Origin of the sequence: Aminobacter ciceronei (assembly GCF_014138625.1) — a bacterium.
Taxonomy (GTDB): domain Bacteria; phylum Pseudomonadota; class Alphaproteobacteria; order Rhizobiales; family Rhizobiaceae; genus Aminobacter; species Aminobacter ciceronei.
In genome coordinates, this window is the sequence record NZ_JACJHY010000031.1 from 12635 (window position 1) to 39515 (window position 26881).

The window sequence follows — 26881 nt, forward strand, 5'->3', positions numbered from 1 at the left end:
TGTCAATCTGGCAAACGGGCGACCGGCCAACAGATCGACGACGATGAACAACTTCGACCCAAAGCGCCGCTTCACCCCGGAAGCCGTGAAGGCGGCTGACGGCGACGGCAAATCGACCGACAAGGCCAAGCTGAGCAATGTCGCGCAAGAGGTGGCAGCGCAGTACCGTCGCGACACCATGTCCCCGGTCATGCTCAGCGGCATCCTGCGCCTGACCGAATTCGGCATGCTTTTCGTCACGGGCTTGGCACTCTATGCCTATCACGTCGGATTCCTCGGCCATCTGAGCTGGCAATATCCGCTGGTCATCCTCGCCGCCTCGCTGGCCGCGATCGTCCTTTTCGAGATCATGGACTGCTACCAGCTGCAGTCGCTGATGCGGCCGGGCGTCTCGCTGGGACGGATGGCGCTGTGCTGGGCCACCACCTTCGCCCTGATGGCGGTCACCGCCTTCTTCATGAAGGTTTCGGCGGAGTTTTCGCGCCTGCTGTTCGGCAGCTGGTTCGTCATCGGGCTGGCGCTGCTCGTCGTCCAGCGCCTGATCATGGCACGGGTCATCCGGCGCTGGGCCCGCAACGGCCGCATGGAGCGGCGGGCAGTCATCGTCGGCGGCGGCAAGGCAGCCGAAGTGCTGATCCGCTCGATCGAGCAGCACCCCTACAACGACATCCGCATTTGCGGCATCTTCGACGACCGCGACGACCGGCGCTCGCCGCCGATCGTCGCCGGCTATCCCAAGCTCGGCACCGTCTCGGAACTGTTGGAATTCGCCCGCATCGCGCGCATCGACATGCTGATCGTGTCGCTGCCGCTGACGGCCGAAACCCGGGTTCTGCAGCTGCTCAAGAAGCTCTGGGTGCTGCCCGTCGACATCCGCCTGTCGGCGCACTCCAACCAGTTGCAGTTCCGGCCGCGCTCCTATTCCTATATCGGCGCGGTGCCGATGCTCGACATTTTCGACAAGCCGATCAACGACTGGGATTCGGTCGCCAAGCGCGCCTTCGACATCATCTTCAGCCTGTTCGGCATCGTCGTCTTTTCGCCCGTCATGCTGGCAACCGCGATCGCCATCAAGCTCGACAGCAAGGGCCCGGTGCTGTTCAAGCAGAAGCGCCACGGCTTCAACAACGAGGTGATCGAGGTCTACAAGTTCCGCTCGATGTTCACCGAGCTGTCCGACCCCTCGGCGAAAAAGACGGTGACCAAGAACGACCCGCGCGTCACCCGCGTCGGCCGCATCATCCGCAAGACCTCGATCGATGAGCTGCCACAGTTCTTCAATTCGCTGTTCGGCAGCCTGTCCCTGGTCGGCCCGCGCCCGCATGCGATTGCGGCGCAGTCGCACAACCTGCTCTACAATGAAGTGGTCGACGGCTACTTCGCCCGCCACAAGGTCAAGCCCGGCGTCACCGGCTGGGCCCAGATCAATGGCTGGCGCGGCGAGATGGACACCGACGAGAAGATCCGCAAGCGCACCGAGTTCGACCTCTACTACATCGAGAACTGGTCGCTCTGGTTCGACATCAAGATCCTGTTCCTGACGCCGATCCGCCTGCTCGACACGGAAAACGCCTATTGAGTGCGATCAGCTATGATCTGCCGCGGGCCGCGATCAACGCCAAGCTGATCGGGCTCATCTCCACCGGCGCCATTGCGCTGGGCGTATTGCTGTCGGGTTTCGTCATCCGCGAGCCGGCGCCTTACGAACTCTACATGGCCGGGCTGATCGCGGTGTGGTCGCTGTTTGGCCTGCGCATTTCGCGTGCCATCACCCCGTTGCTGGTGCTAATCGTGACCTTCAACATCGGCGGCATGATTGCGATGACGCAGATGGCGGAGCTGATGAACACGCCGCTCTATCTCGCCGTGTCGCTGTTCCTCGGCTTCACCGCCATCTTCTTCGCCGCGGTCACCGAAGCCGATCCGAGGCTGTTCAGGGTGATCTTCCTGTCCTGGGTGGCGTCGGCAGTGGTTACCTCGGTGCTCGGCATGCTCGGCTATTTCGGCGCCGTGCCCGGGGCGGAGATGTTCACCAAATATGGCCGCGCCGCCGGCGCCTTCCAGGACCCGAACGTCTTCGGGCCCTTCCTCACCTTGCCCGGCATCTACCTGCTCTACCGCGTGCTGACCGGCAATCCGCTCAAGATGGCGATCTATGCGGTGCCGCTGCTCATCGTCACCGGCGGCATCTTCCTGTCGTTCTCGCGCGGCGCCTGGGGGCTGTTCGGCGCCTCGGCCATCCTGCTCACCGGCTTCCTGTTCCTGCAAAGCGACAGCGGCAGGTTCCGGCTGCGGATCGTGGTGATGAGCATTGCCGCCATCGCGCTGCTGACCGTCGCACTGCTGATCGTGCTGCAGATCCCCAGCATCGCAGAACTGTTCACCACACGCGCCCAGCTCGTCCAGGATTACGACGGCGCGCGGCTCGGCCGCTTCGCCCGCTATGCCATCGGCTTCCTCCTGGCGACGGAGAAACCCTTCGGCATCGGACCGCTGGTGTTCGGCCAGATCTATGGCGAGGACACTCACAACATCTGGCTCAAGACGCTGATGGACTATGGCTGGCTCGGTTTTGCCAGTTACCTCCTGCTGATCGTCTGGACCGTCGCCGCTGGGTTCCGCATCCTGCTGCGCAACCGGCCGTGGCAGCCCTATCTGCTGTCGGCCTATGTCGTCTTCCTCGGCCATATCGCGCTCGGCACCGTCATCGACACCGACCATTGGCGCCACTTCTACCTGCTGCTCGGCCTGATCTGGGGCTCGATCGCGCTCGAAGCCCGCCACCAGCGTGCCCAGACCTCGCCCGCCTACTGACGCCTCGCCCGGTTTCTGACTCGCCGGCGACGGGCCCCGTTGCACACAAGATTCGCGTTTTGTGAACGGTCCGGCACCGTTTTGCCGGCTCAACTCAGCGTGACCGCTTTGTGAATCAGAGTGACCGATCAGCCTATGGCAATCGGAAAGGTAGGCGCCTATCTCACAGTTGTCAGCGAGATGGCAAAAACAACAACCGCCGCTTTGCTACCGAAAAAGAAAGGAATACCCACATGAAGAAGATCATCCTCGCCGCTTCGGCAATCACTCTGATGTCTGGTGCGGCATTTGCTTCGTCCGCAGAAGGTGTTGTTGCCAAGTTCGACCCGGCCGTTCGCGTCATTACGCTCGAAAGCGGCCATAGCTACTCGGTTCCGCGTGACGTTGCTATCCCGTCGATCCAGACCGGCGAGAAGGTTTCGATCCAGCTCAACGACGAAGGCGACAAGGTACAGGGCGTGCTCCGCTAAGCGGAAACCGCGATATCCCTGAACTGCCGATACCACCGAAAAAGCCACGGGCCCTCCCACCCGTGGCTTTTTTTCGTTTGCGACGCCTGGCTCGCGGCACGAAGCGCAGATCCGCCCCATCGACCGCTACCTTGCCTCACACAGCATACACGGACGCACAGTTTCGCTCCACAAGCCTCCACAATCCACACACGCACGACAATCCGGACACGCAGGGCCTGGCTGCGACCACAGCCATCCGCACAACGGCGCAACCAGACTCGATGTTGCGCCAGGGTCGTTGCGCACAACTGCGCCGATTTGTGAACGGTCCGGCACCGGTTTGCCGGCTCAACTCGGCGTGACTGCTTTGTGACCGAGAGTGACCGCTCCAGCTATGGAAATCTAAAAGTTAGGTGCCTATCTATCAGTGGTAAGCGAAACGACAAAACAACGAACCGTCGATCCGCTACCGAACATTGAAAGGACTAAAACAATGAAGAAGATCATCCTCGCCGCTTCGGCTGTCGCAATGATGTCAGGTGCTGCATTTGCTTCCTCCGCGAACGGCGTTGTTTCTCAGTTCAACGAGCAGGCGCGCGTCATTACGCTCGAGAGCGGCCAGAGCTACACCGTCCCGCGCGACGTCGCCATCCCGGCGATCCAGGCTGGCGAAAAGGTATCGATCCAGCTCAACGACGAAGGCGACAAGGTCAATGCCGTTCTCCGCTAAGGCGGAACAGCCTTGACGGCCTGACTTGCCTCACAAGCTGGCCACTTCAGCAAAAAGCCATGGGTCCTCCCACCCATGGCTTTTTTTTGCGCTTCAAGACATGCCTGACACGGGGTCCGTAGGCGAAAACAATCGCGCGAACGGCCGTTCGCCATCGGAGTTTCAACGATCCCGCGGCACGTTCGCGTGATCGAAACGTGTCTCGAGTTTACCTGTCAGCGTGTAACAAGCACGGCCAGCCGATCGTAGTTGACGGTATCAGCAAGGTGCCCCGCAGCAAAAGCAGCACCTCGCACAACCCCATCAGGAGAACGATCATGAACAAGCTCATCTTGGCTGCCGCCGCATTCGCACTCTTCTCCGGCTCGGCTCTCGCCTCTGACGCCAGCGGCGTCGTCACCCGCTTCAACGCCGACACCCGCGTCATCACGCTCCAGGGCGGCGACAGCTACACCATCCCGCGCGATGTCGCCCTGCCCTCGGTCAAGGTCGGCGACAAGATCTCGATCCTCTTCAACGACGAAGGCGACCAGATCCGCAACGTGCTGGCCGGCCCTGACATGATGTAAGCCCGCCACGGCAAGACGACAGTGAAGCCATGGGCGCACTCCACGCCCATGGCTTTTTGTTGCACCCGGTCACGCCTGTTGCGCCCGGCCCGGCCGCGGCCGACCTCTCTCTGCCCGAAAGTTCTCGGGCGATCGGAACTTCAAGCCGGTGCGACACCGTGACAGCGACAAAAGCGCGTGAGCTATTCGTGTTAGTTGTTTACCGAACCAAACCAACGGCAGGCCGTTTCTTCTCTGCACAAAGCAATTGGCGTCTCCCTCCCGGATCCATGCTTTGGTCATCAAGCAACAGGAGAAGTACAATGAGAAAGCTCATCCTTGCCGCCTCCGCCCTCGCCCTCATGTCGGGCGCAGCCCTTGCCACCGAGGTCGATGGCACCGTTGCCAAGTTCAACCCGGCGGTCCGCGTCATCACGCTCACCAATGGCGAGAGCTTCACCATCCCGCGCGACGTCGCGATCCCGCCGCAGCTGGCTCCCGGCAAGCGGGTGGCCATCGACCAGCATGACAACGGCGCCAAGATCGAATCCGTGATGGTGGGCGCGGCAAGCTAGCGTCCGGCCCATCCTCCCACCCCGCAGGTAGCAGACAACGCCATGGACGCCAGCCAGCGTCCGTGGCGTTCTTCCTTTCGACAAGAGGTGCGGACCACGAATCAAGGGCCACCGCCCTTGCCGCGGTCGGCAATTCGAACCTCAGGTGCCATCTAGGGCAGCGAAAAATGGGCACGGTGTCTGGATTCGAGCCGCCCAGTCCGGGGCCTGCTGCAATCCCACACGCCCTCTGATACGGTCAAAGGTACCGCCATTCCCGCCGGCAGGAGAAGCCATGAGCGACCTGACTACTGCGATCCTTGTTGCGGCAAACGCGCATCATGGCCAGGTCGACAAGGCGAGGCAGCCCTATATCCTGCATCCGCTCCGGGTGATGATTGCGGTCAACAGCGACGAAGAACGGATAGCCGCCGTCCTGCATGATGTCGTCGAAGACACTGATGTCACTTTGGACGAACTGCGGAGCAAGGGGTTCGGTGTTGTGGTTGTCCAAGCGGTCGACGCGCTCACACGCCGGGATGATGAGCCCTATGTCGACTTCATCAAGCGGGCGCGCGCCAACGAGATCGCGCGACGCGTCAAGATCGCCGACATCCTTGACAACACCAACCCCGACCGCGTGCGGGCCGCCGGGCTTGGGGAGCAACATCTCGATCGCTACCGCGAAGCACTTCAAATGCTGACAGACGCCGAGAGCCAATCCTGATCGCCGACCACCTGCACCACCGCAGTCGACGGCAACACCGTCCGCTGCAACGGCCCTGCGCCTGACAGCACGGCTCGGACAAACCATTCTCGACGCCGAAAAGATCGAAGCGAGATGATAAATTTAAACCTTGGGGAAATCGGCAAACCGCAACCTGGGGGATGGCGGTTAAGTCTTTGTTCTAATGGTCGGAGTGGCCGGATTCGAACCGACGACCCCTTGACCCCCAGTCAAGTGCGCTACCGGGCTGCGCTACACTCCGGACCGGTCGCGATGTATCTTGATATGACCGCTTCGGTCAACCCAATTCGTCGGCTTTCCCGCCAACTTCTTCATTCGCGAGCAGAATATTCTAGTCGGCCTGACCGGCCTCAGCGAACCTGGTCGAGCAGGCGCTTGCATTCGAGCAGGTCAAACAGCGCCTCCTGCAGCAAGGCGCGGTTGTCGCGCGACAGCTTGCCGGAATCGGCTGCCACCGGCCCCTCGTCGTCGCCCTTGCCCAGGCCGAAGAAGCGGCGGCTCGGCTTGGCGCGAGCCTCACCGACCAGCATCTCCTCATCGGGGCCGCGCGGCTGCGCTGCCGGCGTCAGCGGCGCCTCGGCCTGCTTGCGCTGGGCGATTGCCTCGACGGCCTTCATGTCGCCGCTGCCGATGGCGACCAGGAACTGGTTGCCATTGTCGCGCAACAGCTTCTGCACGCCCTTGATGGTGTAGCCCTGTTCGTAGAGCATGTGGCGGATGCCCTTGATCAACTCGACATCCTGCGGCCGGTAATAGCGCCGGCCGCCGCCGCGCTTCATCGGCTTGATCTGGGTGAAACGGGTTTCCCAGAAGCGCAGCACATGCTGCGGCAGATCAAGGTCTTCGGCAACTTCGCTGATGGTGCGGAAGGCGTCGGGGCTCTTGTCCATGGTCGCCACTTTCGCAAAAAACGATTCGTGATCCATTTCAGCGCTTTGGGCAACAACATTCAAGCCCGGTGCGAATCACGCACCAGGCTATCAACCGGATTATCGGGAGCTGGCTGCCTACTTCGAGGCCTTGGACTTGCCGTTCTGGTGAGCCCGCAGGATGCGGCTCTTGAGCACGTTGGATGCCTTGAAGGTCATCACCCGGCGCGGCAGGATCGGCACTTCTTCACCCGTCTTGGGGTTGCGGCCGACACGTTCGTTCTTGTCGCGAACGTGGAAGGTGGCGAAAGACGACAATTTCACCGTCTCGCCACGCACGATTGCTTCGCAGATTTCGTCGAGAACGGTTTCGACCAGCTGCGCCGATTCCGTGCGCGACAGGCCGACTTTCCGATAGACGGATTCAGCGAGGTCGGCACGTGTCAGTGTCTTTCCCCCCATGCGACGGGCCCCATCCTCAATATCTGAAATCCAGCAACGCGCCGGAGGTTAAGTAATTGATCCGTCAAGGTCAAGGACCGATCCGATGACCTTTTCAAGACACCGCGCGGAGGCCTGAGCCTGCGCGCTCACCACCTCACGAGCACGGCGCCCCAGGTGAAACCGCCGCCCATCGCCTCGAGCATGACAAGGTCGCCCTTCTTGATGCGTCCGTCGGCAACGGCAGCCGAAAGCGCCAGCGGCACCGAGGCGGCCGACGTGTTGCCGTGCAGATGCACCGTCACGACGGCCTTTTCCTCGGCAATGCCGAGCTTCTTGGCCGAGGCATCGATGATGCGCTTGTTGGCCTGGTGCGGCACGAACCAGTCAAGTGTGTCGGCTGATACACCGGTCTGGGCGAAGACGTCCTCGATCACGTCGGTGATCATGCCCACCGCATGCTTGAAGACCTCGCGGCCTTCCATCTTGAGATGGCCGACGGTGCCGGTGGTGGACGGACCGCCATCGACATAAAGCTTGTCCTTGTGCGTTCCGTCGGAGCGCAGGCTGGCGGCCAGCACGCCGCGGTCGGCGATGGTGCCCGCACTTTCTTCAGCTTCCAGCACCAGCGCTCCGGCGCCGTCGCCAAAAAGCACGCAGGTCGAGCGGTCGGTCCAGTCGAGAATGCGCGAAAACGTCTCGGAGCCGATCACCAGCACGCGCCTGGCAAGGCCGCCCTTGATATAGAGGTCGGCGGTGGTGACGGCGTAGACGAATCCACTGCACACGGCCTGCATGTCGAAGGCGAAGCCATGGCGCATGCCGAGCCGGTTCTGGATCTCGACGGCTGTGGCGGGAAAGGTGTTGTTCGGCGTCGAGGTGGCGAGCACGATCAGGTCGATGTCGTCAGGCGTCAGGCCGGCATTGTCGAGCGCTGCGCGGGCCGCAGCCTCACCGAGCGAGGCCGTCGTCTCGTCGTCGGCGGCGATGTGGCGCTGGCGGATGCCGGTGCGCTGGGCGATCCACTCGTCCGAGGTCTCGACCATGCCTTCGAAATCGGCGTTCTTCATGATGCGGCGGGGCAGCGCCGAACCAATGCCGCGCACAACTGATCTGATCACGTTGAAAAAATCCTATTCCTGATCTTCGACCGCGGCCGCGGGGCGACCCATTGCAGCATGCGGGTTGCGTGCATGAAACAGGTCGAGGTCGGCTTCGATACGGTCGAGCAGCCGGTTCCGGACCATATCATAGGCCATTTCGATGGCAGCGGCGAAGCCGTCGGCGTCAGCGCCGCCATGGCTTTTCACCACGATACCGTTGAGGCCGAGGAAGACGCCGCCATTGGCGCGGCGCACGTCCATCTTCTCGCGCAGCCGGTCGAAAGCGCCCTTGGCAAAGAGATAGCCGATCTTGGCCATCAGCGTGCGGCTCATCGCTTCGCGTAGATAGCCGGCGATCTGGCGTGCCGTGCCTTCGGCGGTCTTGAGCGCGATGTTGCCGGAAAAGCCCTCGGTGACGACCACGTCGGTGGTGCCCTTGCCGATGTCGTCGCCTTCGACGAAACCCTGGTAGTTCATCGAGGCCATGTTGGCCTCGCGCAGCATGCGCCCGGCTTCCTTGACCTCTTCCTGGCCCTTGATCTCTTCGACGCCGACATTGAGCAAGCCGACAGTCGGCCGATCGATGCCGAACAGGGCGCGCGCCATGCCGGTGCCCAGAATGGCGAAATCGGTGAGCTGGTGCGCATCCGCGCCAATGGTGGCGCCGACGTCGAGCACGACGCTCTCGCCGCGCGCCGTCGGCCACAGGGCGGCGATTGCCGGGCGGTCGATCGTCGCCATGGTGCGCAAGCAGAATTTCGACATCGCCATCAGTGCGCCGGTGTTGCCGGCGGAGACGCAGGCGTCCGACGTGCCCGACTTGACCGCTTCGATCGCCTTCCACATCGACGACTTCCAGCGCCCCTGGCGCAGCGCCTGGCTCGGCTTGTCGTCCATGCGCACGGCGACCTCGCAGTGCACGAACTCGCTGACGGCAGCAAGCTTGGGATACTTGGCCAGCTCGGGACGGACCACTTCTTCGCGGCCATAGATGATGAAGCGAATATCGGTGCGCCTGATGGCGACCTTGGCCAGGGCAGGAATGATCACGGAAGGGCCGTGATCGCCACCCATGGCATCAATGGAAATCTTGATCACGCGTCGGTCATCTCACTGTTGGCGTAGCTGGGCACGCAAAAGTCCGGCGAAAGTAACGGTTTTGGGCAACCGCACAACCGGGATTACGCGAAACGGCAGGCGTTTTCAAAGCTTCTTGGATATTAGGCGGAGCTTTTTCTGGAATTCGCTCTCGACTGGCTCGACATCGTCATCGTCAGTACTGGCGACCGCGACGCCGGTCTTGCGCGGATAAGGGTCGATGGCGAGGCCGAAGAACTCCTCGGCCAGCGCGCCCGCATCGATGGTGTCGCCGGTGAAGGTTTCGGGCGCGTCGGGGCCCTCGGCGTCGAGCAGGATTTCGCCGGCCGCGTTGAAGCCCTGCCTGGCAAGCTTGGAGTCCTCGGGCAGGAAAACGCCCTCGACATCCTCGTCGATCACCGCCTCGACAGGCTCAAGCGTGACGACGCAGGCCTGGGTGATCGCTGCCTGGACCCGACCGCGGACCTTGACGCCATTGCGCTTCCACTTGGTGACAAGCAGGTCCGCCTTGTAGCGTTCGACCGACGTCAGGCCATGCACCTCAGCCAATGCGGCACGCTGGGCGGCATCGGCATCGACTGTTACAGCCATGCCCTTCTGCGGCAGCCTGGCGACATTGACCTTGAAGGAAACCGGACTCTGGGTCTCGTCAGGCATCATGGGGTGGCCTCCTTCAGGCTGCCTGTGGCGCCGGATATGACAATTTGCCGGCACATATGTCTTCCGATGGCTGCTCGGCAAGAGCGCGATTCGCCGCAAAGACATATTCGGCGAGTGCTGCGGCTTCCGGCCAGTCCTGCACCTCGGGGCGGACATTGCGCAAAAGTGCTGCGGCAAGCGCCGGATGATCGTCGCCTTCGAGCGCGTTCTTGTAGGATTCTGTGCGGCCGTAAAACATCTTGGCCAGCTTCTTCATGCGCTTGGGCACGCCGACGTCGCTGATGCCGAGCTCGCGCAGCGAATGGTCGACATCGAGGAAGAACTCGTCGATCAGGCGCTGGGCGATGTCGGCCGCAGCCCCCGGCTCGCCGCGCAAACGATGCTGAAACAGGAACATGTGCAGCGAAAGCATCTCGAAACGGCCAAGCGGCGTGTCGGGAACATTCCATGCGGAATAAAAAGGTTCCTGCCGCGCGGCTGCCACGATTCGTGTATAGAGCGCCTCGGTGATGGCGCGATTGGCCTGGCGTTCACGGCCAAACAGACGCTTAAACATTTTGAGGGCGGTCTCCCGGGGACCCGTTTCGCTTAGTGGCCTTGTTGCATCGGCGCGCAAGCTGGTTTACCGGTTTTGCGGCTTCGCGCAAGCAGGGGCTCTGGCACGACAGGATGGAGTTGTTGTTGCACTCGCTGAAATTCAAGATGCCATTTTCGTTGCGTCCGGCTGGCGCCGTGTCGCTGATCGTGGCCGCTGCCGCGCTGTCGGCATGCAACACCTCGAAGACGTTCGGTGACCTGACCCCCAGCGAGACGCTGACCCAGGGCTATGTCATCGACCAGCAGTCGATCGACTCCGTGCCGGTGGGTTCGAGCCGCGAGCAGGTGCTGCTCGCTCTCGGCACGCCGTCGACGACGGCGACCTTCGACAATGAGGTGTTCTACTACATCTCCCAGACGCGCCGGCGCGCCGTCGCCTTCGCCAAGCCGAAGCTGATCGAACAGCGCGTGCTGGCCGTCTATTTCGGCGCCGACGGCCGCGTCTCGAACATCGCCAATTACGGCCTGCAGGAAGGCAAGGTGTTCGACTTCATCTCGCGCACGACGCCGACCGGCGGCAAGGACCAGAACTTCCTCGGCCAGCTGCTTTCGGGCGCCGGCAAGATGGGGTCGAGTGCTGCCAGCAGCATCTTCGGCAGCTGATCCGCCCACTGAGGTTCAGAAATCTCAGGCAACAGGACCCGCGGAAGCAATTCCGCGGGTTTTTCTTTGGGCTGGACAAGGCCTACGAAAAACCCCGCCCGCAGAGGCTGCGGACGGGGTCCCTGGATCTGCCTCAGAGAGGCAGGCAGTTCGGCAGGATCAGCCGCCGCTGTGCGCGAGCACGGCAAGCAGCAGAAGGGCGACGATGTTGGTGATCTTGATCGCCGGGTTCACTGCCGGGCCGGCAGTGTCCTTGTAGGGATCGCCGACGGTATCGCCTGTCACCGAGGCCTTGTGGGCCTCGGAGCCCTTCAGGTGCTTGACGCCGTCCTTGTCGGTGAAGCCGTCCTCGAACGACTTTTTGGCGTTGTCCCAGGCACCGCCGCCTGAAGTCATCGAAATCGCAACGAACAGGCCGTTGACGATGACGCCGAGCAGCGAGGCACCGAGGGCGGCAAAGGCCGAGGCCTTGGAGCCCGAGATCAGCAGCACGCCGAAATAGACGACGAGCGGCGCCAGCACCGGCAGCAGCGACGGAATGATCATTTCCTTGATCGCCGCCTTGGTCAGAAGGTCGACGGCGCGGGCGTAATTGGGCTTCGAGGTGCCCTTCATGATGCCCGGATCCTCGCGGAACTGCTTGCGCACCTCCTCGACGATCGAGCCTGCGGCACGGCCGACGGCGGTCATTGCGATGCCGCCGAACAGATAAGGAATGAGGCCGCCGAAGATCAGGCCGGCGACGACGTAAGGGTTGGACAGATCGAACGACACCGTGCCGATGTCGGCGAAATACGGGAACTGCGCGCTGTTGGCGGCAAAGTACTGCAGGTCGTAGCTGTAGGCGGCAAACAGCACCAGAGCGCCGAGACCGGCCGAGCCGATGGCGTAGCCCTTGGTGACGGCCTTGGTGGTGTTGCCGACCGCATCAAGCGCGTCGGTCGAATGACGCACTTCCTTGGGCAGGCCGGCCATTTCGGCAATGCCGCCGGCATTGTCGGTGACCGGGCCGAAGGCATCGAGCGCCACGATCATGCCGGCAAGGCCGAGCATGGTGGTGACGGCAATGGCCGTGCCGAACAGGCCGGCAAGCTGGAAGGTGGCGATGATGCCGCCGACGATGACGATGGCCGGCAGCGCCGTCGATTCGAGCGATACGGCCAGGCCCTGGATCACGTTGGTGCCGTGACCCGTGACCGACGCCTGGGCGATCGAATTGACCGGGCGCTTGTTGGTACCGGTGTAGTATTCGGTGATGACGACGATCAGCCCTGTTACCACCAGGCCGATCAGGCCGCAGATGAACAGGTTCTGACCCGTGATCACGACACCACCGCCGGTGCCGATTTCACCCCAGCCGACAGTCAGCGAGGTCGCCGCCCCCAGGCCGACGATCGAGAGAAGGCCAGTGACGATCAGCCCCTTGTAGAGCGCGCCCATGATCGAGCCGTTGGAGCCGAGCTTGACGAAGAACGTGCCGACGATCGAGGTGATGATGCAGGCGCCGCAGATGGCGAGCGGGTAAAGCATCACGTTGGAGAGAACCTCGGTTCCGCCGAAGAAGATGGCGCCGAGCACCATGGTGGCGACGACGGTCACGGCATAGGTTTCAAACAGATCGGCGGCCATGCCGGCGCAGTCGCCGACATTGTCGCCGACATTGTCGGCGATGGTTGCGGGGTTGCGCGGATCATCCTCGGGGATGCCGGCTTCCACCTTGCCGACGAGATCGCCGCCGACATCGGCACCCTTGGTGAAGATGCCGCCGCCGAGACGGGCAAAGATCGAGATCAGGGAAGCGCCGAAACCGAGCGCCACCAGCGAATCGATGACGACGCGGTCGGCAGGCGCATGGCCCATCGGGCCGGTCAGAACGAGGTAGTAGACGGAGACGCCAAGCAGAGCGAGGCCGGCCACCAGCATGCCGGTGATGGCGCCCGACTTGAAGGCGATGTCGAGGCCGGCGGCGAGGCTGTTGGAGGCGGCCTGCGCAGTGCGCACATTGGCCCGGACCGAAACATGCATGCCGATGAAGCCGGCAGCACCTGAAAGCACTGCACCAATCAAAAAGCCGATCGCCGCGGTCGCGGAAAGCAGCCACCATGCGAGCAGGAACACGACGACGCCGACGATGGCGATGGTGGTGTATTGGCGCGCCAGATATGCCTGCGCACCTTCTCGGATGGCGGCGGAGATTTCCTGCATGCGCGCATTGCCCTGGTCGGATGCAAGCACCGACTGAGTCGCCCAGATGGCGTACAGGACAGATAGCAGGCCGCAGGCGATGACGACGTAAAGCATTGTCATTGCCAATTTCTCTTCCCTGATTGTGCCCGGAATTCCCCTCCCCGGGCTAGTGAACGAGACCGGCAGCCTCTCATTGGTTTCCGGCCCCTGGCGAACAATCCGAAACAGGGCAGCGCACGTCAAGATATCGAAAAGGTGTTTCTCGGCTTTCGCCGCCCCGTTATTGCCGACAACAGAGCTTTGGAGCGCCGTGCGTCCGGATAGACGCACAAACAACGCGCCAACTCATCAACTCTGCGCATCATGCTTTCCGAACATCGATTCCGATTTTCGGAGCATCAGGCCAGATCACGATCCGGCTGATTGACGAAGATCAGCACCGCCAGCATGGTCATGTAGAATTTGAAGGCGGCGTCCTGGCCGTTCCATGTGCTCGACTGCCACATGGCGAACCATTCGCCGCCAATGACCATGAAGCCCAGGAACCAGACCAGGAACCCCATGGTGGCGCCGATGACGACGAAGCCCTTGGCGTCATCGAACTGCCGGCCCGAACCTTTGCGTGCCTGCCAGAGTTGCAGCGCGGCGATCAGGAACAGCACGCAGGTCAGCGCCTCGCCGAAGATGATCAACCAGTAGCCGACGGTCCACAATGTCGGACTGGTGATCGAGCGATACATCAGCGCGTTGCCCGGGAAAGTGGTGTCCATGCTCAGGACGTGCTGGACGAAGGCGAAGTTGGAGCCGTAGTCGGTGATATTGCCGAACGCCACCAGAAAGGCGAAAGCTGCAAGACAAAGACACATCACGATCTTAGAGAGACGCCAAACCATGGCAAAAACTCCTTCAAATGGCAGACCGGGGCATCAGCCAGATCAATCACCGAGTCTCGGCGGCGGCGCAACTGCCGAGACGATCGACGTGACGTTGACCGGCTCGGCGCGGATCCATGCCGGCAAGGCGGGGTTGGAGGGTGTGCTCGGCACGCTTGCGCTTTCGCCACAGTGCCAGACGGGCGACGTGGTGACGGTGTCGGCAAACGGCGCCAGTCACGACTTTGCCGTGCTGCGCCGCCGCTGGATCGTTGGTGCAGCGGGCAACCGGCTCGAGATCACGCTCGACTATCCGGCGCGTGGCCGGTAGGCCGCTCAGGCCACCTGCCCCATGCGCCGCGCCGCCATGCGCTCCAGCGCCGACAGCGCGTCATAGATCAGAACGGCAAGGGCCGCGACGATCAGCCCGCCCTGCAGGACGAAGGCCAGATTGTTGGATTGCAGCCCGGCGATGATGACCTCGCCGAGGGTCTTTGCGGCAACGGTCGAGCCGATGGTGGCAGTGGCGAGACTGATGACGACCGACAGCCGGATGCCGGCGAGCATGACCGGCAGGCAAAGCGGCAGCTCGACCTTGGTGAGGCGCTGCCAGCCGGTCATGCCGGCGCCGCGGGCCGCCTCGACGATGCTGGGCGGCGTGGTGGTGAGGCCGGTCAGCGTGTTTTCGAAGATCGGCAGCAGGCCGTAGAGGAACAGCGCAATCAGCGTCGGCTTCTCGCCGAAGCCGACGGCGGGAACGGCAAGCGCCAGCACCGCGACCGGCGGAAATGTCTGGCCGATATTCACCAGGCTGCGCGACAGGGGCAGGAATTCGGCGCCGATTGGCCGGGTGACAAGGATGGCGAGTGCAACCGCAACGACGATCGCCGCAGCGGTGGCGATGGCGACGGTGCGCAGGTGCAGCAGCGCCAGAGACAGCAGGCTGCCCTGGTTGTAGACCGCCGGCGCGCCATTCTGGGTCAGCGGCCTGAGCAGCGGCTCGAACCACAGCGGATTGCTCAGGAACGCCACCAGCAGCGCCAGCAGGCACAGGCGCAGCAGCAGCGGAAGCCAGGCCCTCATTGCGGCCTCGCGGCACGTTTCACAAGGCCTTCGACCGTCACGCGGCCAAGGGCAGCACCATTTTCGCCCGTCACCGGCATGGCGGGGCGTCCCGACCACAACAGCTCGGCGAGCGCGTCGCGCTGGCTTGCCCCGGCACGGATGCCCTCGCCTGCCGCCGGTCCCGGCTCGACGGCATCACCGACGGTGCCGAGCGACAGAAGCTTGAACGGACGGTCGGAGGCGCCAATCAGCGTCTCGACGAAATCGCTGGCGGGATTGGCCAGGATATCGGCCGGTGTCGCATACTGGACGAGCTTGCCGGCATCCATGACGGCGATGCGGTCGCCGAGGTGAACCGCCTCCTCCATGTCGTGGGTGACGAGGATGATGGTGGTGCCGAAGCGCTTCTGGATCGCGAGCAGGTCTTCCTGCGCCTTGGTGCGGATGATCGGGTCGAGCGCGCCGAAAGGTTCGTCCATCAGAAGCACGTTGGGCTCGGCGGCGAGCGCGCGGGCGACGCCGACACGCTGCTGCTGGCCACCCGACAACTCATGCGGATAACGCGGGCCAAAGGCTGCGGGATCGAGCTGCAGCAAGGCCAGCAACTCGTCGACCCGCGCCTTGATGCGCGCGGCGTCCCAGCCGAGCAGCGCGGGAACGGTGGCGATGTTCTGCGCCACGGTACGGTGCGGAAACAGACCATTGCCCTGGATGGCGTAGCCGATGGAGCGGCGAAGCTCATGGCCCGGCACCGAGCGGTTGTCTATGCCGTCGAGCCTGATCGTGCCGGAGCTCGGCTCGACCAGACGGTTGATCATGCGCAACAGCGTCGTCTTGCCCGAACCGGAGGTGCCGACGATCACGGTGACCGTGCGCGGCTCGATGACCATCGAGACGTCGTCGACGACAGTGGTCTCGCCGTAGCGCTTGGTGATGTGGTCGATTTCGATCATGCGGCAGCCACTTCGGTGGATTTGCGGGTCGCGACTGTTTCGACCACTGCGTCGAGAATGATGGCGGCGGCAAAGGCAAGCGCCACCGTCGGCACGGCGCCGAGCAGGACGAGATCCATCGCCGTCTGGCCGACGCCCTGGAAAACGAAGACCCCGAAACCGCCGCCGCCGATCAGCGCGGCGATGGTGGCAAGGCCGATGTTCTGGACCAACACGATTCGGATGCCGGTCAGGATGACGGGAAAGGCGAGCGGGAACTCGACGCCGCTCAGCCGCTGCCAGCCCGTCATGCCCATGCCGCGCGCCGCGTCATTGGCTGCACGCGGCACGCCGGCAAGACCGACGACGGTGTTGGCGACCACCGGCAGCAGCGAATAGAGAAACAGCGCGACGAAGGCCGGTGCAGCACCTATGCCGCGAATGCCGAGCACTGAGGCGCCGGGAACATTGGCGGCGACCCAGCCGAGCGGCGCGATCAGGATGCCGAACAGCGCAATCGACGGAATGGTCTGTATGATGTTGAGCACGTTGAGCACGCCGTCCCGCAGCGCCTGGACACGGTGACACAGGATGCCGAGCGGCAGGCCGACAAGGGTGGCGGCAAAAAGCGAGCCGAGGGCCAGTTCGACATGACGCCGCGCCTCGTTCCAGAAACTGTCAGCGCGATTGGCGTATTCCTTGAGGATCGACAGACTGTCCCATTGGCCCGAGGCGAGCAGAAGCCAGATTGCCGCGGCGCCGATGCCGAGCACGACAACGCGCCCGACCGGCGACAGTTGTAGTCGGGTCAGGACATCGGCGAGCAGAAGCGTGAAGGCAAAGATCAGCAGCCAGAAGCCGGAGGCCGGCGATATCCGGGCAAAGGTGTTGCCTTCAGGGGTCAGGTGGCTGCCGGCGACGCCGATGAGCAATGCGAGCGACGCAAGCGTCACAGCGGCGGCGCCAAGCCGTGCCACCAGGGGCGTCCTGAACAGGGCAATGAGGCCGGCTGCAACCAGAACGGCAAGCAGAACCGCGCCGAGCGGCTGCGGCAGGGCCTCGATGATCGAACGCGGCTCGCCAGCGACGATGCGGTTGGCGCGGAAAATGGCAAATGGCGCCGAGAAGGCGCCATAACAGGCGATCAGGGCGATCACCACGCCAAGCTTGTCGAACCTGATGCTCACGACTGCGATGCGTCCCCGGCTCCCCTGGCGCGCACCCCGATGCATGACCCCGACAATCGATGGCGATTGTCGCACGGGATCATTCACCGAGTTCCTGTCTTGCAGTGCCGTGCGTCCGGAAAGGACGCTCGGCGCCGTAAGAGAGCACGCGCCGGAAGAGCTTACTTCAGAAAGCCGTTCTTCTTCAGGAAATCTTCGGCGACGGCCTTGGCTGGCTCACCGCCGACCTGGACGCGGCCGTTGAGCTCCTGCAGCGTGACCAGATCGAGCTTCTCGAACACCGGCTTGAGCAGCGTTTCGATCTCCGGATGCTCCTTCAGCACGGCCTCTCGGATGATCGGCGCCGGCTGGTAGACCGGCTGCACCCCCTTGTCGTCGTCGAGCACGACGAGGCCGGACGGCGCGATGCCGCCGTCGGTGCCATAGACCATGGCAGCATTGGCGCCGTTGGTCTGGTTGGCGGCCGCACCGATCGTGGCAGCAGTATCACCGCCGGAGAGCGTGATCAGCTGTTCGGGCTTGAGGGTGAAGCCATAGGTGGTCTGGAAGGCCGGAAGGGCTGCGGCCGAGTTGACGAATTCGGACGACGCGGCCAGCACGACGGTGCCGCCGCCGGCGACATATTTGCCGAAGTCGCTGAGCGTGGCGAGCTTGTTGGCCTCGGCCACGTCCTTGCGCAGGGCGATCGCCCAGGTGTTGTTGGCGGGCGACGGCGACAGCCAGACGATTTTGTTGGCGTCATAGTCGAGCTTCTTGGCGGTCTCGAAACCCTTGGCGGCATCCTTCCACAGCGGATCGTCGGCCTTTTCGAAGAAGAAGCCCGCATTGCCGGTGTATTCGGGATAGATGTCGATCTCGCCTGCGGTGATCGCCTTGCGCACAACGGGCGTCGCCCCGAGCTGGATGCGGTCGGTGGTGGCGATGTTGTTGGCGTCGAGCACTGCCTTGATGATGTTGCCGAGCACGCCGCCTTCGGTGTCGATCTTGGAAGACACCACCACCTGGGCGCTCGCGGCACCCGTGGCGAGGCCGAGCGCGATCGCCGCAGCCGCGATGGATTTCTTGTACATAATGAAAAGCCCCTTCTCACTTCAGGATTCCGGTGGCCGCATATGAGCATGGCGACCCAGCGTCCGTCGGGGCATACGGTTTCACAATGCGCAGGGGCAGCGCAATATTTTTCTGAATATCAAAGAAAATCGGGAGGACCTCCTCCCGACAACGTCTTGTCAGGAGCAGCCTGTCAGGTGGGCTGCCGGCGCTGCGCCAGGGACAGCGTGGCCAGCGCCGCGAGACAGATGGCGCTGACCGGGAAGACGATCCAGTTGAGCGTGTCCCAGCCATAGGCGTTGTAGACCGCGCCCGACATCAGCGAGGCGAAGGCAACGGCGCCGAACAGGACGAAGTCGTGGAAACCCTGGACCTTGCTCTTCTCGGACGGGCGATAGGCCGTCGAGACGATGGCCGTTGCACCGATGAAACCGAAATTCCAGCCGAGACCGAGCAGGATCAGAGCCGTCCAGAACTGCCACAGTGCGATGCCCGACAGGGCGACGATGGCGCAGGCGATCAGCAGCAGAAGGCCAAAGGCAACGACACGCTCGGCGCCGAAACGCTGGATGACGCGGCCGGTGAAGAAGCTGGGACCGAACATCGCCATGACGTGCCAGGAAATGCCCAGCGTCGCCTCGTCAGGCGAGAAACCGCAGCCGACCATGGCCAAGGGCGCGCCGGTCATGACGAAGCTCATCAGCGTGTAGCTGCCGACGGCGCAGGTGAGTGCAGCGGCGAAACGTGGTTCGGTGACGATCTCCTTCAGCGGCCGCGCGCCGGCCTCCGAAGCCGCCTGGTGATCGTGAACCGGTTCCTTGACCCTGAGGAAGGACAGGATGATGGCGCCGACGGCGGCCAGGCCGATGATCGAGGCGAAGGAGCCGGCAAACATCACAGGCGCGAACAGCTCGCGCGTGAAGATGACGATCTGCGGCCCGATAATGGCGGTGATGATGCCGCCAGCGAGCACGAAGGAGATCGCATTGGCCTTGAACTGGGGCGGCGCATTGTCGGCGGCGGCGAAGCGGAATTGCTGGACGAAGGCACCGCCGGCGCCAAGCAGCACGAGGCCGAAGACGAAGAGCCAGAACTCGGCACGGAACAGCGCGAGCGTGGCGACCGCGCCGCCGATGGCGGTGACGGCGGTGCCGAACATGAAGCCGCTGCGCTGGCCGATCCTGCGGATGATGGCCGCCGCTGGCAAGGCGCCGATCGCCAGACCCAGGCTGAAGCCGGTGATGGGAAGGGTCGCCAGCGACTTGTCGGCGTCGAGCAGATAGTAGCCGGCGAGACCGCCGATGGCGAAGGAGATCGGGGCGGCGGAACCGATGATGGCTTGCGATGCGGCGAGAATATAGGCAGTTCGCCGCGCTTCGCGTTCGCCACCGGTCATAATGCGTCCTTGCCCTTGCCTTCGCCGCGCAGCTTGCGCGAGACACGATCCAGTACGGCGTTGACGAGCTTGGGCTCGTCTTCGATGTAGAATGCCTTGGCGATGTCGACATATTCCGACACGATCACCGCCACCGGCACGTCCTGGCGCTTCATCAATTCATAGACGCCGGCGCGCAGGATGGCGCGTAGTGTCGAGTCGAGACGCGACAGCGGCCAGTCCTCGGTCAGCGACTGGCGGATGACAGGATCGACGACCTTCTGATTTTCGACGACGCCGGCAAGGATGGCGCGGAACCACTGGGCGTCGGCCTCGCGGTAGAGCGCGCCGTCGACTTCCTTGCCGAGGCGGAACGCCTCGTATTCGGCGGTAATTTCGAGCAGGCCGCTGCCGGCCACGTCCATCTGGTAGAGCGCCTGGACGGCGGCCAGACGGGCAGCGCCGCGCTTGTTGGCGTGGCGGACTGGCGGCTGGCCGTTATCTTCGGAAGACGTCACGAGCGGGCTGCTCCGAGTTTTTCGCGCACGGCGATCATAGTCAGGGCCGCGCGCGCGGCAAAGCCACCCTTGTCGCCTTCGGTGCGGCGGGCACGCGCCCAGGCCTGGTCGTCGTTTTCGACCGTCAGAATGCCATTGCCGATGGCAATCGACTCGCCGACCGACAGATCCATGATGGCGCGGCAGGATTCGTTGGCGACGATGTCGAAATGATAGGTCTCGCCGCGGATGACGGTGCCGAGGGCGACGTAACCGTCATAATGGGTGCCTTCGTCGTCGGCCGCATCGAGCGCGAACGAGATCACGGCCGGGATTTCAAGCGCGCCGGGAACCGTGATCACGTCATAGCCCGCGCCGGCGGCATCGAGTGCGGCCTTGGCGCCGTCCAGCAGCGCGTCCGAAAGGTCGTCGTAGAAGCGCGCCTCGACGATGAGGAGCTTCAGTTTCTTGTCGTTGGCCATGCAAAATCTCCGGCAGGAGCGGCTGACTTAGGCCGAACCGGATGAGTTCGCAAGCGAAGTGTTAAGGCCTGTGGCAGGAAACCGCTGTCCAGCGAGCGGCGCCAGTGTCCGGCGTCAGCGCCCGGCGTCAGAGCCCTTCCCTTGCCGCCTCGGCCAGGCGCGCGGCATAACGCGCCATGGTGTCGATCTCGAGATTGACCCGGTCGCCGACCTTGCGCTCGCCCCAGGTCGTCACCTGCAACGAATGATTTATCAGCAGCACGTCGAAGCGGGTGGCCTCGACCTTGTTGACGGTCAGCGACGTTCCGTCGAGCGCAACCGAGCCCTTGGGTGCGATGAACCTGGCCAGCTCGCGCGGCGCCTCGAGGCGGAAGCGCACCGCTTCGCCCTCGTCCTCGCGGGCGATGATCTCGGCCATGCCGTCGACATGGCCCGAGACGATGTGGCCGCCGAGCTCGTCGCCGATCTTCAGCGCCCGCTCGAGATTGATCCTGCTGCCGGCCTTCCAGTCGCTCGCCGTGGTCAGTCGCAGCGCCTCTTCCCAGGCCTCGACCTCGAACCAGCGGGCGTTTGAGGTTGCCTCGGGCAGCGCGACCACGGTCAGGCAGACGCCGGAGCAGGCGATCGAGGCGCCGATGTCGATGGTCTTCGGATCATAGGCGGTGTCGATACGCAGGCGCACGCCCTGGTCGAGCTGGGCTGCGGACGCGACTGTGGCCACGTCGGTGACGATCCCGGTAAACATCAGATTTCCCTTATCCATTCGGCGAAGCTGTCCTCGCCGTAGCGCGCCTCGCGCACGAGCGTGAACTCTGCCGGTATATGGTCGCGGCCAATGGGGGCCGCAATACCGTCGGCGCCGATGGCCTCGGGGCCGTAGAACAGTGCGATACGGTCGACCAGCCCCTCGTCGAGGAAGGCGCGCGCGGTGTCGGCGCCGCCTTCGACGATGATGCGCGACATGCCCTGGTTGCCGAGATCCTCGAGCAGCTCCGGAAGGGCGACGCGGCCATCATAGGTCTCGGTGGCCAGGAACTTCACCCCGGCGCGTTCCAGCTCCGCCCTGTTGGCGGCGTGGCTCTCGGAACAGGCGGCGACGATGACCGGAACGTCGGAGGCCGAGCGCGCCAGTTTCGAAGTCGCGGGCAGCCGGATGAGCCGGTCGAGCACGATGCGGGCCGGCGAACGGCCGCGCAGCCCGGGCAGGCGCACGGTGAGCTCGGGGTCGTCTGCGATGGCGGTGCCGATGCCGATCAGGATGGCTTCGCATTCGGCGCGCATGACATGGACCTGGCGGCGGGCGATCTCGCCAGTGATGCCGATCTGCCCCTCGCCGCGGCGGCCGATCATGCCATCGGCGGAAAGCGCAAGCTTCAGAATCACTTCCGGGCGCTTTCTCATCGAACGATTCATGTAACCGGCGAGCTGGTCGGCGGCCTCGCGGGCCAGAACGCCCTCTTTGACCTCGATGCCGGCTGAGCGAAGGATCGCGTAGCCCTTGCCGGAAACACGCGGGTCGGGATCGCTGGCGGCGCCGACGACACGGGTAATGCCCGCGTTGACAAGCGCGTTGGCGCAAGGCGGGGTGCGACCGTGATGGGCACAGGGCTCGAGCGTGACATAGGCGGTGGCGCCGCGCGCCAGCTGACCCGCCTCGGCGAGTGCTTCGGCTTCCGCATGCGGCCGCCCGCCAATGGCGGTGACGCCGCGGCCGACGATGACGGGCCCATTGCCGTCATCACGGACGATGAGCGTGCCGACCGCCGGATTTGTCGATGTCAGTCCGAGATGCTTGCGCGACAGCCTGATTGCGGCTGCCATGAAACGGCGGTCTGTCCTGTCTTGCCCGGATGCACTGATATCGACCATCGTTCAGCTGGCTTCCTCGTCGCCCTTCAGTTCGCCCAGCACCTCATGGAAGTCCTTGGCCTCGCGGAAATTGCGGTAGACGGATGCAAACCTGACATAGGCGACGTCGTCGAGCGTCTTCAGCGCCTCCATCACCAGGCGACCAATCTCGCCCGACGGAATCTCGGTTTCGCCGGAGCTTTCGAGCTGGCGGACGATGCCGGTCACGGCGCGCTCGATGCGCTCGGGATCGACATTGCGCTTGCGCACCGCGATCTCGACCGAGCGAGCCAGCTTGTCGCGGTCGAAAGGCACCTTGCGGCCGGTCTTCTTGAGCACGACGAGGTCGCGCAGCTGGACCCGCTCGAAGGTGGTGAAGCGGCCGCCGCAGACCGGGCAGATGCGCCGGCGACGGATCGCGGCACCATCCTCGGCCGGACGCGAGTCCTTCACCTGCGTGTCTTCAGACTGGCAATATGGGCAGCGCATCGTTCAGCCTTGTCATTCGAATCCCCGACCGGAAAAGGCTTAATGCATCCTCCGGAAAAGCAGAAGCCCCATGCCGGGATGACCGGCACGGGGCTTCGAAATGTGGAAGGCCCTTATGGCCCCGGATCAGCCGAGATAGGGATAGAGCGGGAAGCGCTCGGTCAGGCTGACGACCTTCTGCTTGACCGCCGCTTCGACGGCAGCGTTGCCCTCGTCCGAATTGGCGACCTTGAGGCCGTCCAGCACTTCGGTGATCAGCTGGCCGATCTCGCGGAACTCGGCTTCGCCGAAGCCACGCGTGGTGCCTGCCGGGGTGCCGAGACGCACTCCCGAGGTGACGAAGGGCTTTTCCGGGTCGAATGGAATGCCGTTCTTGTTGCAGGTGATGTTGGCGCGGCCCAAAGCTGCCTCGGCGCGCTTGCCGGTGGCATTCTTGGGGCGCAGGTCGACCAGCATCAGATGGTTGTCGGTGCCGCCCGAAACGATGTCGAGGCCGGTGTCCTTGAGGCTTGCGGCCAGCGCCTTGGCGTTGGCAACGACATTGGCGGCATAGGTCTTGAACTCGGGCTTCAGCGCTTCGCCGAAGGCAACGGCCTTGGCGGCGATGACATGCATCAGCGGGCCGCCCTGCAGGCCGGGGAACACGGCCGAGTTCATCTTCTTGGCGATGTCCTCGTCATTGGTCAGGATCATGCCGCCGCGCGGACCGCGCAGCGACTTGTGCGTGGTGGTGGTGACGACATGGGCGTGCGGCAGCGGCGACGGATGCACGCCGCCGGCGACGAGACCGGCGATGTGGGCCATGTCGACCATCAGATACGCGCCGACTTCATCGGCGATCTCGCGGAAGCGCTTCCAGTCCCAGATGCGGGAATAGGCAGTGCCGCCGGCGAGGATCAGCTTCGGCTTGTTCTCGCGGGCAAGGCGCGCGACCTCGTCCATGTCGAGCAGGTTGTCGTCCTTGCGCACGCCATAGGAGACGACCTTGAACCACTTGCCGGACATGTTGACCGGCGAGCCGTGGGTCAGGTGACCGCCCGAATTCAGGTCGAGGCCCATGAAGGTGTCGCCCGGCTGCAGCAGCGCCAGGAACACCGCCTGGTTCATCTGGCTGCCGGAGTTCGGCTGGACGTTGGCGAACTTGCAGTCGAACAGCTTCTTGGCGCGCTCGATGGCGAGCTCTTCGGCGACGTCGACGAACTGGCAGCCGCCATAATAGCGCTTGCCGGGATAACCCTCGGCATATTTGTTTGTCATGATCGAGCCCTGGGCCTCGAGCACGGCGCGGGAAACAATGTTTTCCGAGGCGATCAGCTCGATCTCGTGGCGCTGGCGACCGAGCTCGTTGCGGATCGAGCCGAAGATCTCGGGATCAGCCTCCTCGAGCGGGGTTCCAAAGAAGGTTTCGAGGTGTTTCGAAGCGGCCATCGGTTCTGATCCTTGCTGTTCCGGGGACTGGTCCGGAGGGGCATCGGGGAAGTTCGGCGGCCATTAACATACTTGCCCCAGCGTCGCCACGTGCGGTGCGAAATTTCGTGGTCGCATTTGGACCAAACGGCCACTGCGACCGAAAAAGGGGCGGGTCCACGGAGCGATAGCGCGGGATAACACCGGCACCGCCTTGCGATGAGCTTGACCTGCAAGGCCCGCCAAGCAGTATGCCGCCATGCAAAAGATGTCGCTCGAATTGATGCTGCGCGGCGAGCAGCAAAGCCCGCTCTGGCCTGACAGCACGCTGGGGAAAATCGGGTACTTCCTCGGAACACCCGATCGCTGGGACTTTGCGAACGAAAGCTTCTTCTCGTGCCAGCTTGGTTACGCTGACTTCGAGATCAATCTTCAGGCACGCGACAACCAGGTTGTCGTGACTAGGTTCTGGGTGGAACTTTGGGACACGCCGGAAGGCGAACCGTCACCCAAGAAGACACGCATCCGCCTCGCACGCGGGATCAAGGTGGAGCTGGGCCGCGTCCAGCCCGGGCTTGCGCTTGCCGATGCCCGGACCTTGCTGGACTCTCTTGGCGTCAAGTTTCAGGAGTTCGATCGCAACGACGCATCCGAAATTGTCAAAGAGTTCAGGACAGCGTCAAACGCCGGGCTGTTGTTCTTCCGGGGTCCGGATGGGCCGGTGCTGATGGAAGTGCACTTCTTCTCGGCGGACGAGCAGCAGCATCCATTCGCCAATGTCGGCACCGATACGAAAAAGGCCGCCCCGAGGGACGGCCTTTCGAAAGGTCGCTGCGGCCCGGTCAGAGAGCCGAGGTGATCTGCAGCTCGTCGACGCCGTCGCGGCCATAGATGTCGTCGCGGAACTGCACGACACCATCGCCGGTCGACCATGCCGAGACGTAGGTGAAATAGACCGGCACGGGGTTGGTGACGGGGACCGGGGTGTTTTCGCCCGACTTGATGGCCTGCTCGAAATGCGAGCGGCTCCAGCCCGGCGTGTCGCGCAGGATCCAGGTGACGAGGTCGCGCACGTTCTGGACGCGGACGCAGCCCGAGGAATCGAAGCGCATCAGCTTGCCGAACAGGCTCTGCTGCGGCGTATCGTGCATGTAGACGCCATCCGGGCTCGGGAAGTTGATCTTCACCGACGCCATGGCGTTGTTGGCGCCCGGATCCTGGCGGAAGCGGTACTTGGCTGCCTCTTCGGTCGACCAGTCGACATTCATCGGATCGACCTCGCTGCCGTCCGGCGCAAACAGGCGGATCTTGTTGTCGGTCAGATAGTTCGGGTTCTTGCGCATCAGCGGGATGATGTCCTTGCGGACGATCGACACCGGGGCATTCCAATATGGATTGACGATGATCTCGTTGATCTTCGAATTGACGATCGGCGACTGGCGGTCGACCTTGCCGACGATTGCGGTGTGGCGCAGCACGACGCGGTCGTTCTCGACCGCTTCGACCTGGGCGGCCGGAATGTTGACGTTGACATAGCGCTGGCCGAGCGTGCCGGCCTGGGCCTGGATGCGGCCGAGATTGGTCTCGAGCTGGCCGAGGCGGATCTGGGCGCTGATGTTCATCGCCGCATAGGTGTACTGGCCCATGACGCCATCGTCAGGCAGGCCGTGGCGTGCCTGGAAGCGCTTGAGGGCGGCATCGACATAGGTGTCGAACGAATCGGAAAGGCCGGCGCGCGGCGACAGGTCGCCCGAAATCATCAGGCGCTTGCGCAACACCTGGACATCGGGATCCTCGACGCCGAGGCGGAGCTTCTTGGTCGCCGGAACGACCGGCCAGCCGCCCTGGGCGACGATGTTCTGATACTGGGCAATCGCCTGCTGGGTAAAGGCTGCCGTCTGCGCGGTGAACACCGGCAGCGTGCTGGCGACCTTGGCGCCCTGGCTGACGCGGGCATCGAACTGGTCGTCCCAGTTGCCGCGGCGCGACGAGCCGAGAACTTCGCCGATCACGTCCTGGGCACTGGCTGCCCCCGACAAGGCTGCCATGGCGATCGCGCCGGCACCGGAGAGAAAGAAACGGCGGCTAGTTTTCATGGACGTTCCAGACATATTCGCGCAACACAACCGGCAGGAAAACTCCCGCGACGACGATATGACGGCCATACTTAACAATTAGCCAACCATAACCCGGCATCACCGACACGTGAAACGCGACTTCATCGCACGGGTTGCTGACGGCCGAACAGGCAGATCTGGCACATCACAGCTTTT

At 63.6% G+C, this 26881-nt stretch carries 30 protein-coding genes and 1 tRNA gene; 10 read left to right on the forward strand and 21 right to left on the reverse strand.

What is annotated here, in order from left to right:
* The first annotated feature begins 43 nt into the window (after nt 1–43).
* The 7 genes from HNQ95_RS25820 (at nt 44) to HNQ95_RS25850 (ending at nt 5825) form a co-directional block, all read left to right on the forward strand.
* The gene (locus tag HNQ95_RS25820; RefSeq protein ID WP_067962920.1) at nt 44–1579 is read left to right on the forward strand and encodes an undecaprenyl-phosphate glucose phosphotransferase; all 1536 of its coding nucleotides are present in this window, start codon (nt 44–46) and stop codon (nt 1577–1579) included.
* Nucleotides 1576–2814: an O-antigen ligase family protein gene (locus tag HNQ95_RS25825; protein WP_067962923.1), complete on the forward strand. Its 1239-nt coding sequence runs from the start codon at nt 1576–1578 to the stop codon at nt 2812–2814. The genes HNQ95_RS25820 and HNQ95_RS25825 overlap by 4 nt, the downstream gene beginning before the upstream one ends.
* Nucleotides 2815–3047: 233 nt before the next feature.
* Nucleotides 3048–3284 carry a DUF1344 domain-containing protein gene (locus HNQ95_RS25830; RefSeq protein WP_182575611.1) on the forward strand — a complete coding sequence of 79 codons (237 nt, stop codon included), beginning with the start codon at nt 3048–3050 and terminating at the stop codon, nt 3282–3284.
* 475 nt (nt 3285–3759) lie between these two features.
* On the forward strand, nt 3760–3996 hold the full coding sequence (locus tag HNQ95_RS25835; RefSeq protein ID WP_067962929.1) for a DUF1344 domain-containing protein: 237 nt from the start codon (nt 3760–3762) through the stop codon (nt 3994–3996).
* Nucleotides 3997–4313: 317 nt separating this feature from the next.
* The gene (locus HNQ95_RS25840) at nt 4314–4565 is read left to right on the forward strand and encodes a DUF1344 domain-containing protein (RefSeq protein WP_067962934.1); all 252 of its coding nucleotides are present in this window, start codon (nt 4314–4316) and stop codon (nt 4563–4565) included.
* A 302-nt stretch (nt 4566–4867) separates the two neighbouring features.
* Nucleotides 4868–5119 carry a hypothetical protein gene (locus tag HNQ95_RS25845; protein ID WP_182575610.1) on the forward strand — a complete coding sequence of 84 codons (252 nt, stop codon included), beginning with the start codon at nt 4868–4870 and terminating at the stop codon, nt 5117–5119.
* A 274-nt stretch (nt 5120–5393) separates the two neighbouring features.
* Nucleotides 5394–5825, forward strand: a complete 432-nt coding sequence (locus HNQ95_RS25850) for an HD domain-containing protein (RefSeq protein WP_182575609.1) — start codon at nt 5394–5396, stop codon at nt 5823–5825.
* 185 nt (nt 5826–6010) lie between these two features.
* On the opposite strand, the gene HNQ95_RS25855 is transcribed toward HNQ95_RS25850, so the two are convergent.
* From HNQ95_RS25855 to HNQ95_RS25885, 7 genes are all read right to left on the reverse strand, one after another.
* A tRNA-Pro gene (locus tag HNQ95_RS25855) sits at nt 6011–6087 on the reverse strand.
* Nucleotides 6088–6196: 109 nt separating this feature from the next.
* Nucleotides 6197–6736: a MerR family transcriptional regulator gene (locus HNQ95_RS25860; protein WP_067966704.1), complete on the reverse strand. Its 540-nt coding sequence runs from the start codon at nt 6734–6736 to the stop codon at nt 6197–6199.
* Between the two features lie 117 nt (nt 6737–6853).
* Complete coding sequence (locus HNQ95_RS25865) at nt 6854–7177, reverse strand: integration host factor subunit alpha (protein WP_067962942.1); 324 nt, start codon at nt 7175–7177, stop codon at nt 6854–6856.
* A gap of 128 nt (nt 7178–7305) precedes the next feature.
* Nucleotides 7306–8277, reverse strand: a complete 972-nt coding sequence (locus HNQ95_RS25870) for a beta-ketoacyl-ACP synthase III (protein WP_182575608.1) — start codon at nt 8275–8277, stop codon at nt 7306–7308.
* A gap of 12 nt (nt 8278–8289) precedes the next feature.
* Nucleotides 8290–9357 (reverse strand): phosphate acyltransferase PlsX, encoded by a 1068-nt coding sequence (plsX, locus tag HNQ95_RS25875; protein ID WP_182575607.1) that lies wholly within the window; start codon nt 9355–9357, stop codon nt 8290–8292.
* A gap of 105 nt (nt 9358–9462) precedes the next feature.
* Entirely contained in the window at nt 9463–10017 is a 555-nt protein-coding gene (locus HNQ95_RS25880; RefSeq protein WP_067962952.1) for a YceD family protein, read from the reverse strand.
* A gap of 13 nt (nt 10018–10030) precedes the next feature.
* A complete protein-coding gene (locus HNQ95_RS25885; protein WP_067962955.1) occupies nt 10031–10573 on the reverse strand; it encodes a ubiquinol-cytochrome C chaperone family protein in 543 nt (180 codons plus the stop codon).
* A 113-nt stretch (nt 10574–10686) separates the two neighbouring features.
* Between HNQ95_RS25885 and HNQ95_RS25890 the strand changes: the two genes are divergently transcribed.
* Entirely contained in the window at nt 10687–11217 is a 531-nt protein-coding gene (locus HNQ95_RS25890; protein WP_182575606.1) for an outer membrane protein assembly factor BamE, read from the forward strand.
* A 159-nt stretch (nt 11218–11376) separates the two neighbouring features.
* Here HNQ95_RS25890 and HNQ95_RS25895 read toward each other — a convergent pair whose 3' ends face one another.
* Together HNQ95_RS25895 and HNQ95_RS25900 are read right to left on the reverse strand one after the other, a co-directional pair.
* A complete protein-coding gene (locus tag HNQ95_RS25895) occupies nt 11377–13524 on the reverse strand; it encodes a sodium-translocating pyrophosphatase (RefSeq protein WP_067962958.1) in 2148 nt (715 codons plus the stop codon).
* Nucleotides 13525–13802: 278 nt separating this feature from the next.
* Nucleotides 13803–14297, reverse strand: a complete 495-nt coding sequence (locus tag HNQ95_RS25900; protein WP_154385572.1) for a DUF2165 family protein — start codon at nt 14295–14297, stop codon at nt 13803–13805.
* Between HNQ95_RS25900 and HNQ95_RS25905 the strand changes: the two genes are divergently transcribed.
* Nucleotides 14296–14607, forward strand: coding sequence for a hypothetical protein (locus HNQ95_RS25905; protein ID WP_210283861.1), 312 nt, complete (start codon nt 14296–14298; stop codon nt 14605–14607). The two genes, HNQ95_RS25900 and HNQ95_RS25905, sit on opposite strands and share 2 nt — an antisense overlap.
* A 5-nt stretch (nt 14608–14612) precedes the next feature.
* Here the strand turns inward: HNQ95_RS25905 and HNQ95_RS25910 are convergent, their stop codons facing one another.
* From HNQ95_RS25910 to glyA, 11 genes are all read right to left on the reverse strand, one after another.
* Nucleotides 14613–15359 carry an ABC transporter permease gene (locus HNQ95_RS25910; protein ID WP_154385574.1) on the reverse strand — a complete coding sequence of 249 codons (747 nt, stop codon included), beginning with the start codon at nt 15357–15359 and terminating at the stop codon, nt 14613–14615.
* Nucleotides 15356–16294, reverse strand: a complete 939-nt coding sequence (locus HNQ95_RS25915) for an ABC transporter ATP-binding protein (protein ID WP_154385575.1) — start codon at nt 16292–16294, stop codon at nt 15356–15358. Before HNQ95_RS25915 ends, HNQ95_RS25910 begins: the two co-directional genes overlap by 4 nt.
* Nucleotides 16291–17505 (reverse strand): ABC transporter permease, encoded by a 1215-nt coding sequence (locus HNQ95_RS25920; RefSeq protein WP_182575604.1) that lies wholly within the window; start codon nt 17503–17505, stop codon nt 16291–16293. Before HNQ95_RS25920 ends, HNQ95_RS25915 begins: the two co-directional genes overlap by 4 nt.
* A gap of 116 nt (nt 17506–17621) precedes the next feature.
* Nucleotides 17622–18530, reverse strand: a complete 909-nt coding sequence (gene osmF / locus HNQ95_RS25925) for a glycine betaine ABC transporter substrate-binding protein OsmF (protein ID WP_154385577.1) — start codon at nt 18528–18530, stop codon at nt 17622–17624.
* Between the two features lie 173 nt (nt 18531–18703).
* Nucleotides 18704–19906, reverse strand: a complete 1203-nt coding sequence (locus HNQ95_RS25930; RefSeq protein WP_067962975.1) for an MFS transporter — start codon at nt 19904–19906, stop codon at nt 18704–18706.
* Nucleotides 19903–20403 (reverse strand): transcription antitermination factor NusB, encoded by a 501-nt coding sequence (gene nusB / locus HNQ95_RS25935; RefSeq protein WP_067962978.1) that lies wholly within the window; start codon nt 20401–20403, stop codon nt 19903–19905. The genes HNQ95_RS25930 and nusB overlap by 4 nt, the downstream gene beginning before the upstream one ends.
* Nucleotides 20400–20864, reverse strand: a complete 465-nt coding sequence (gene ribH, locus HNQ95_RS25940) for a 6,7-dimethyl-8-ribityllumazine synthase (protein ID WP_067962980.1) — start codon at nt 20862–20864, stop codon at nt 20400–20402. The genes nusB and ribH overlap by 4 nt, the downstream gene beginning before the upstream one ends.
* 127 nt (nt 20865–20991) lie before the next feature.
* Nucleotides 20992–21609, reverse strand: coding sequence for a riboflavin synthase (locus HNQ95_RS25945; protein ID WP_182575623.1), 618 nt, complete (start codon nt 21607–21609; stop codon nt 20992–20994).
* On the reverse strand, nt 21609–22733 hold the full coding sequence (gene ribD / locus HNQ95_RS25950; RefSeq protein WP_067962988.1) for a bifunctional diaminohydroxyphosphoribosylaminopyrimidine deaminase/5-amino-6-(5-phosphoribosylamino)uracil reductase RibD: 1125 nt from the start codon (nt 22731–22733) through the stop codon (nt 21609–21611). The genes HNQ95_RS25945 and ribD overlap by 1 nt, the downstream gene beginning before the upstream one ends.
* A 3-nt stretch (nt 22734–22736) precedes the next feature.
* Entirely contained in the window at nt 22737–23201 is a 465-nt protein-coding gene (nrdR, locus tag HNQ95_RS25955) for a transcriptional regulator NrdR (RefSeq protein ID WP_067962991.1), read from the reverse strand.
* A 126-nt stretch (nt 23202–23327) separates the two neighbouring features.
* Entirely contained in the window at nt 23328–24629 is a 1302-nt protein-coding gene (gene glyA / locus HNQ95_RS25960) for a serine hydroxymethyltransferase (protein ID WP_067962994.1), read from the reverse strand.
* A 247-nt stretch (nt 24630–24876) separates the two neighbouring features.
* Here glyA and HNQ95_RS25965 point away from each other — a divergent pair, with 247 nt between their 5' ends.
* Nucleotides 24877–25467 (forward strand): hypothetical protein, encoded by a 591-nt coding sequence (locus tag HNQ95_RS25965; RefSeq protein WP_210289172.1) that lies wholly within the window; start codon nt 24877–24879, stop codon nt 25465–25467.
* On the opposite strand, the gene HNQ95_RS25970 is transcribed toward HNQ95_RS25965, so the two are convergent.
* Nucleotides 25451–26704, reverse strand: a complete 1254-nt coding sequence (locus HNQ95_RS25970) for a L,D-transpeptidase family protein (RefSeq protein WP_067962998.1) — start codon at nt 26702–26704, stop codon at nt 25451–25453. The two genes, HNQ95_RS25965 and HNQ95_RS25970, sit on opposite strands and share 17 nt — an antisense overlap.
* Nucleotides 26705–26881: the final 177 nt, after the last annotated feature.

Bases quoted from the DNA above. Each gene is read 5' to 3' on its own strand.
- HNQ95_RS25890 (WP_182575606.1), top strand. From the start codon at position 10,687: ATGGAGTTGTTGTTGCACTCGCTGAAATTCAAGATGCCATTTTCGTTG.
- HNQ95_RS25860 (WP_067966704.1), bottom strand. From the start codon at position 6,736: ATGGACAAGAGCCCCGACGCCTTCCGCACCATCAGCGAAGTTGCCGAA.
- HNQ95_RS25905 (WP_210283861.1), top strand. From the start codon at position 14,296: ATGGCAAAAACTCCTTCAAATGGCAGACCGGGGCATCAGCCAGATCAA.
- HNQ95_RS25880 (WP_067962952.1), bottom strand. From the start codon at position 10,017: ATGATGCCTGACGAGACCCAGAGTCCGGTTTCCTTCAAGGTCAATGTC.
- osmF (WP_154385577.1), bottom strand. From the start codon at position 18,530: ATGTACAAGAAATCCATCGCGGCTGCGGCGATCGCGCTCGGCCTCGCC.
- ribH (WP_067962980.1), bottom strand. From the start codon at position 20,864: ATGGCCAACGACAAGAAACTGAAGCTCCTCATCGTCGAGGCGCGCTTC.
- HNQ95_RS25820 (WP_067962920.1), top strand. From the start codon at position 44: ATGAACAACTTCGACCCAAAGCGCCGCTTCACCCCGGAAGCCGTGAAG.
- HNQ95_RS25885 (WP_067962955.1), bottom strand. From the start codon at position 10,573: ATGTTTAAGCGTCTGTTTGGCCGTGAACGCCAGGCCAATCGCGCCATC.
- HNQ95_RS25930 (WP_067962975.1), bottom strand. From the start codon at position 19,906: ATGACCGGTGGCGAACGCGAAGCGCGGCGAACTGCCTATATTCTCGCC.
- nrdR (WP_067962991.1), bottom strand. From the start codon at position 23,201: ATGCGCTGCCCATATTGCCAGTCTGAAGACACGCAGGTGAAGGACTCG.
- HNQ95_RS25915 (WP_154385575.1), bottom strand. From the start codon at position 16,294: ATGATCGAAATCGACCACATCACCAAGCGCTACGGCGAGACCACTGTC.
- HNQ95_RS25845 (WP_182575610.1), top strand. From the start codon at position 4,868: ATGAGAAAGCTCATCCTTGCCGCCTCCGCCCTCGCCCTCATGTCGGGC.
- HNQ95_RS25840 (WP_067962934.1), top strand. From the start codon at position 4,314: ATGAACAAGCTCATCTTGGCTGCCGCCGCATTCGCACTCTTCTCCGGC.
- HNQ95_RS25895 (WP_067962958.1), bottom strand. From the start codon at position 13,524: ATGACAATGCTTTACGTCGTCATCGCCTGCGGCCTGCTATCTGTCCTG.
- ribD (WP_067962988.1), bottom strand. From the start codon at position 22,733: ATGGTCGATATCAGTGCATCCGGGCAAGACAGGACAGACCGCCGTTTC.
- HNQ95_RS25920 (WP_182575604.1), bottom strand. From the start codon at position 17,505: ATGCATCGGGGTGCGCGCCAGGGGAGCCGGGGACGCATCGCAGTCGTG.
- HNQ95_RS25965 (WP_210289172.1), top strand. From the start codon at position 24,877: ATGTCGCTCGAATTGATGCTGCGCGGCGAGCAGCAAAGCCCGCTCTGG.
- HNQ95_RS25830 (WP_182575611.1), top strand. From the start codon at position 3,048: ATGAAGAAGATCATCCTCGCCGCTTCGGCAATCACTCTGATGTCTGGT.
- HNQ95_RS25945 (WP_182575623.1), bottom strand. From the start codon at position 21,609: ATGTTTACCGGGATCGTCACCGACGTGGCCACAGTCGCGTCCGCAGCC.
- HNQ95_RS25850 (WP_182575609.1), top strand. From the start codon at position 5,394: ATGAGCGACCTGACTACTGCGATCCTTGTTGCGGCAAACGCGCATCAT.
- HNQ95_RS25910 (WP_154385574.1), bottom strand. From the start codon at position 15,359: ATGAGGGCCTGGCTTCCGCTGCTGCTGCGCCTGTGCCTGCTGGCGCTG.
- HNQ95_RS25900 (WP_154385572.1), bottom strand. From the start codon at position 14,297: ATGGTTTGGCGTCTCTCTAAGATCGTGATGTGTCTTTGTCTTGCAGCT.
- HNQ95_RS25865 (WP_067962942.1), bottom strand. From the start codon at position 7,177: ATGGGGGGAAAGACACTGACACGTGCCGACCTCGCTGAATCCGTCTAT.
- HNQ95_RS25835 (WP_067962929.1), top strand. From the start codon at position 3,760: ATGAAGAAGATCATCCTCGCCGCTTCGGCTGTCGCAATGATGTCAGGT.
- HNQ95_RS25970 (WP_067962998.1), bottom strand. From the start codon at position 26,704: ATGAAAACTAGCCGCCGTTTCTTTCTCTCCGGTGCCGGCGCGATCGCC.
- glyA (WP_067962994.1), bottom strand. From the start codon at position 24,629: ATGGCCGCTTCGAAACACCTCGAAACCTTCTTTGGAACCCCGCTCGAG.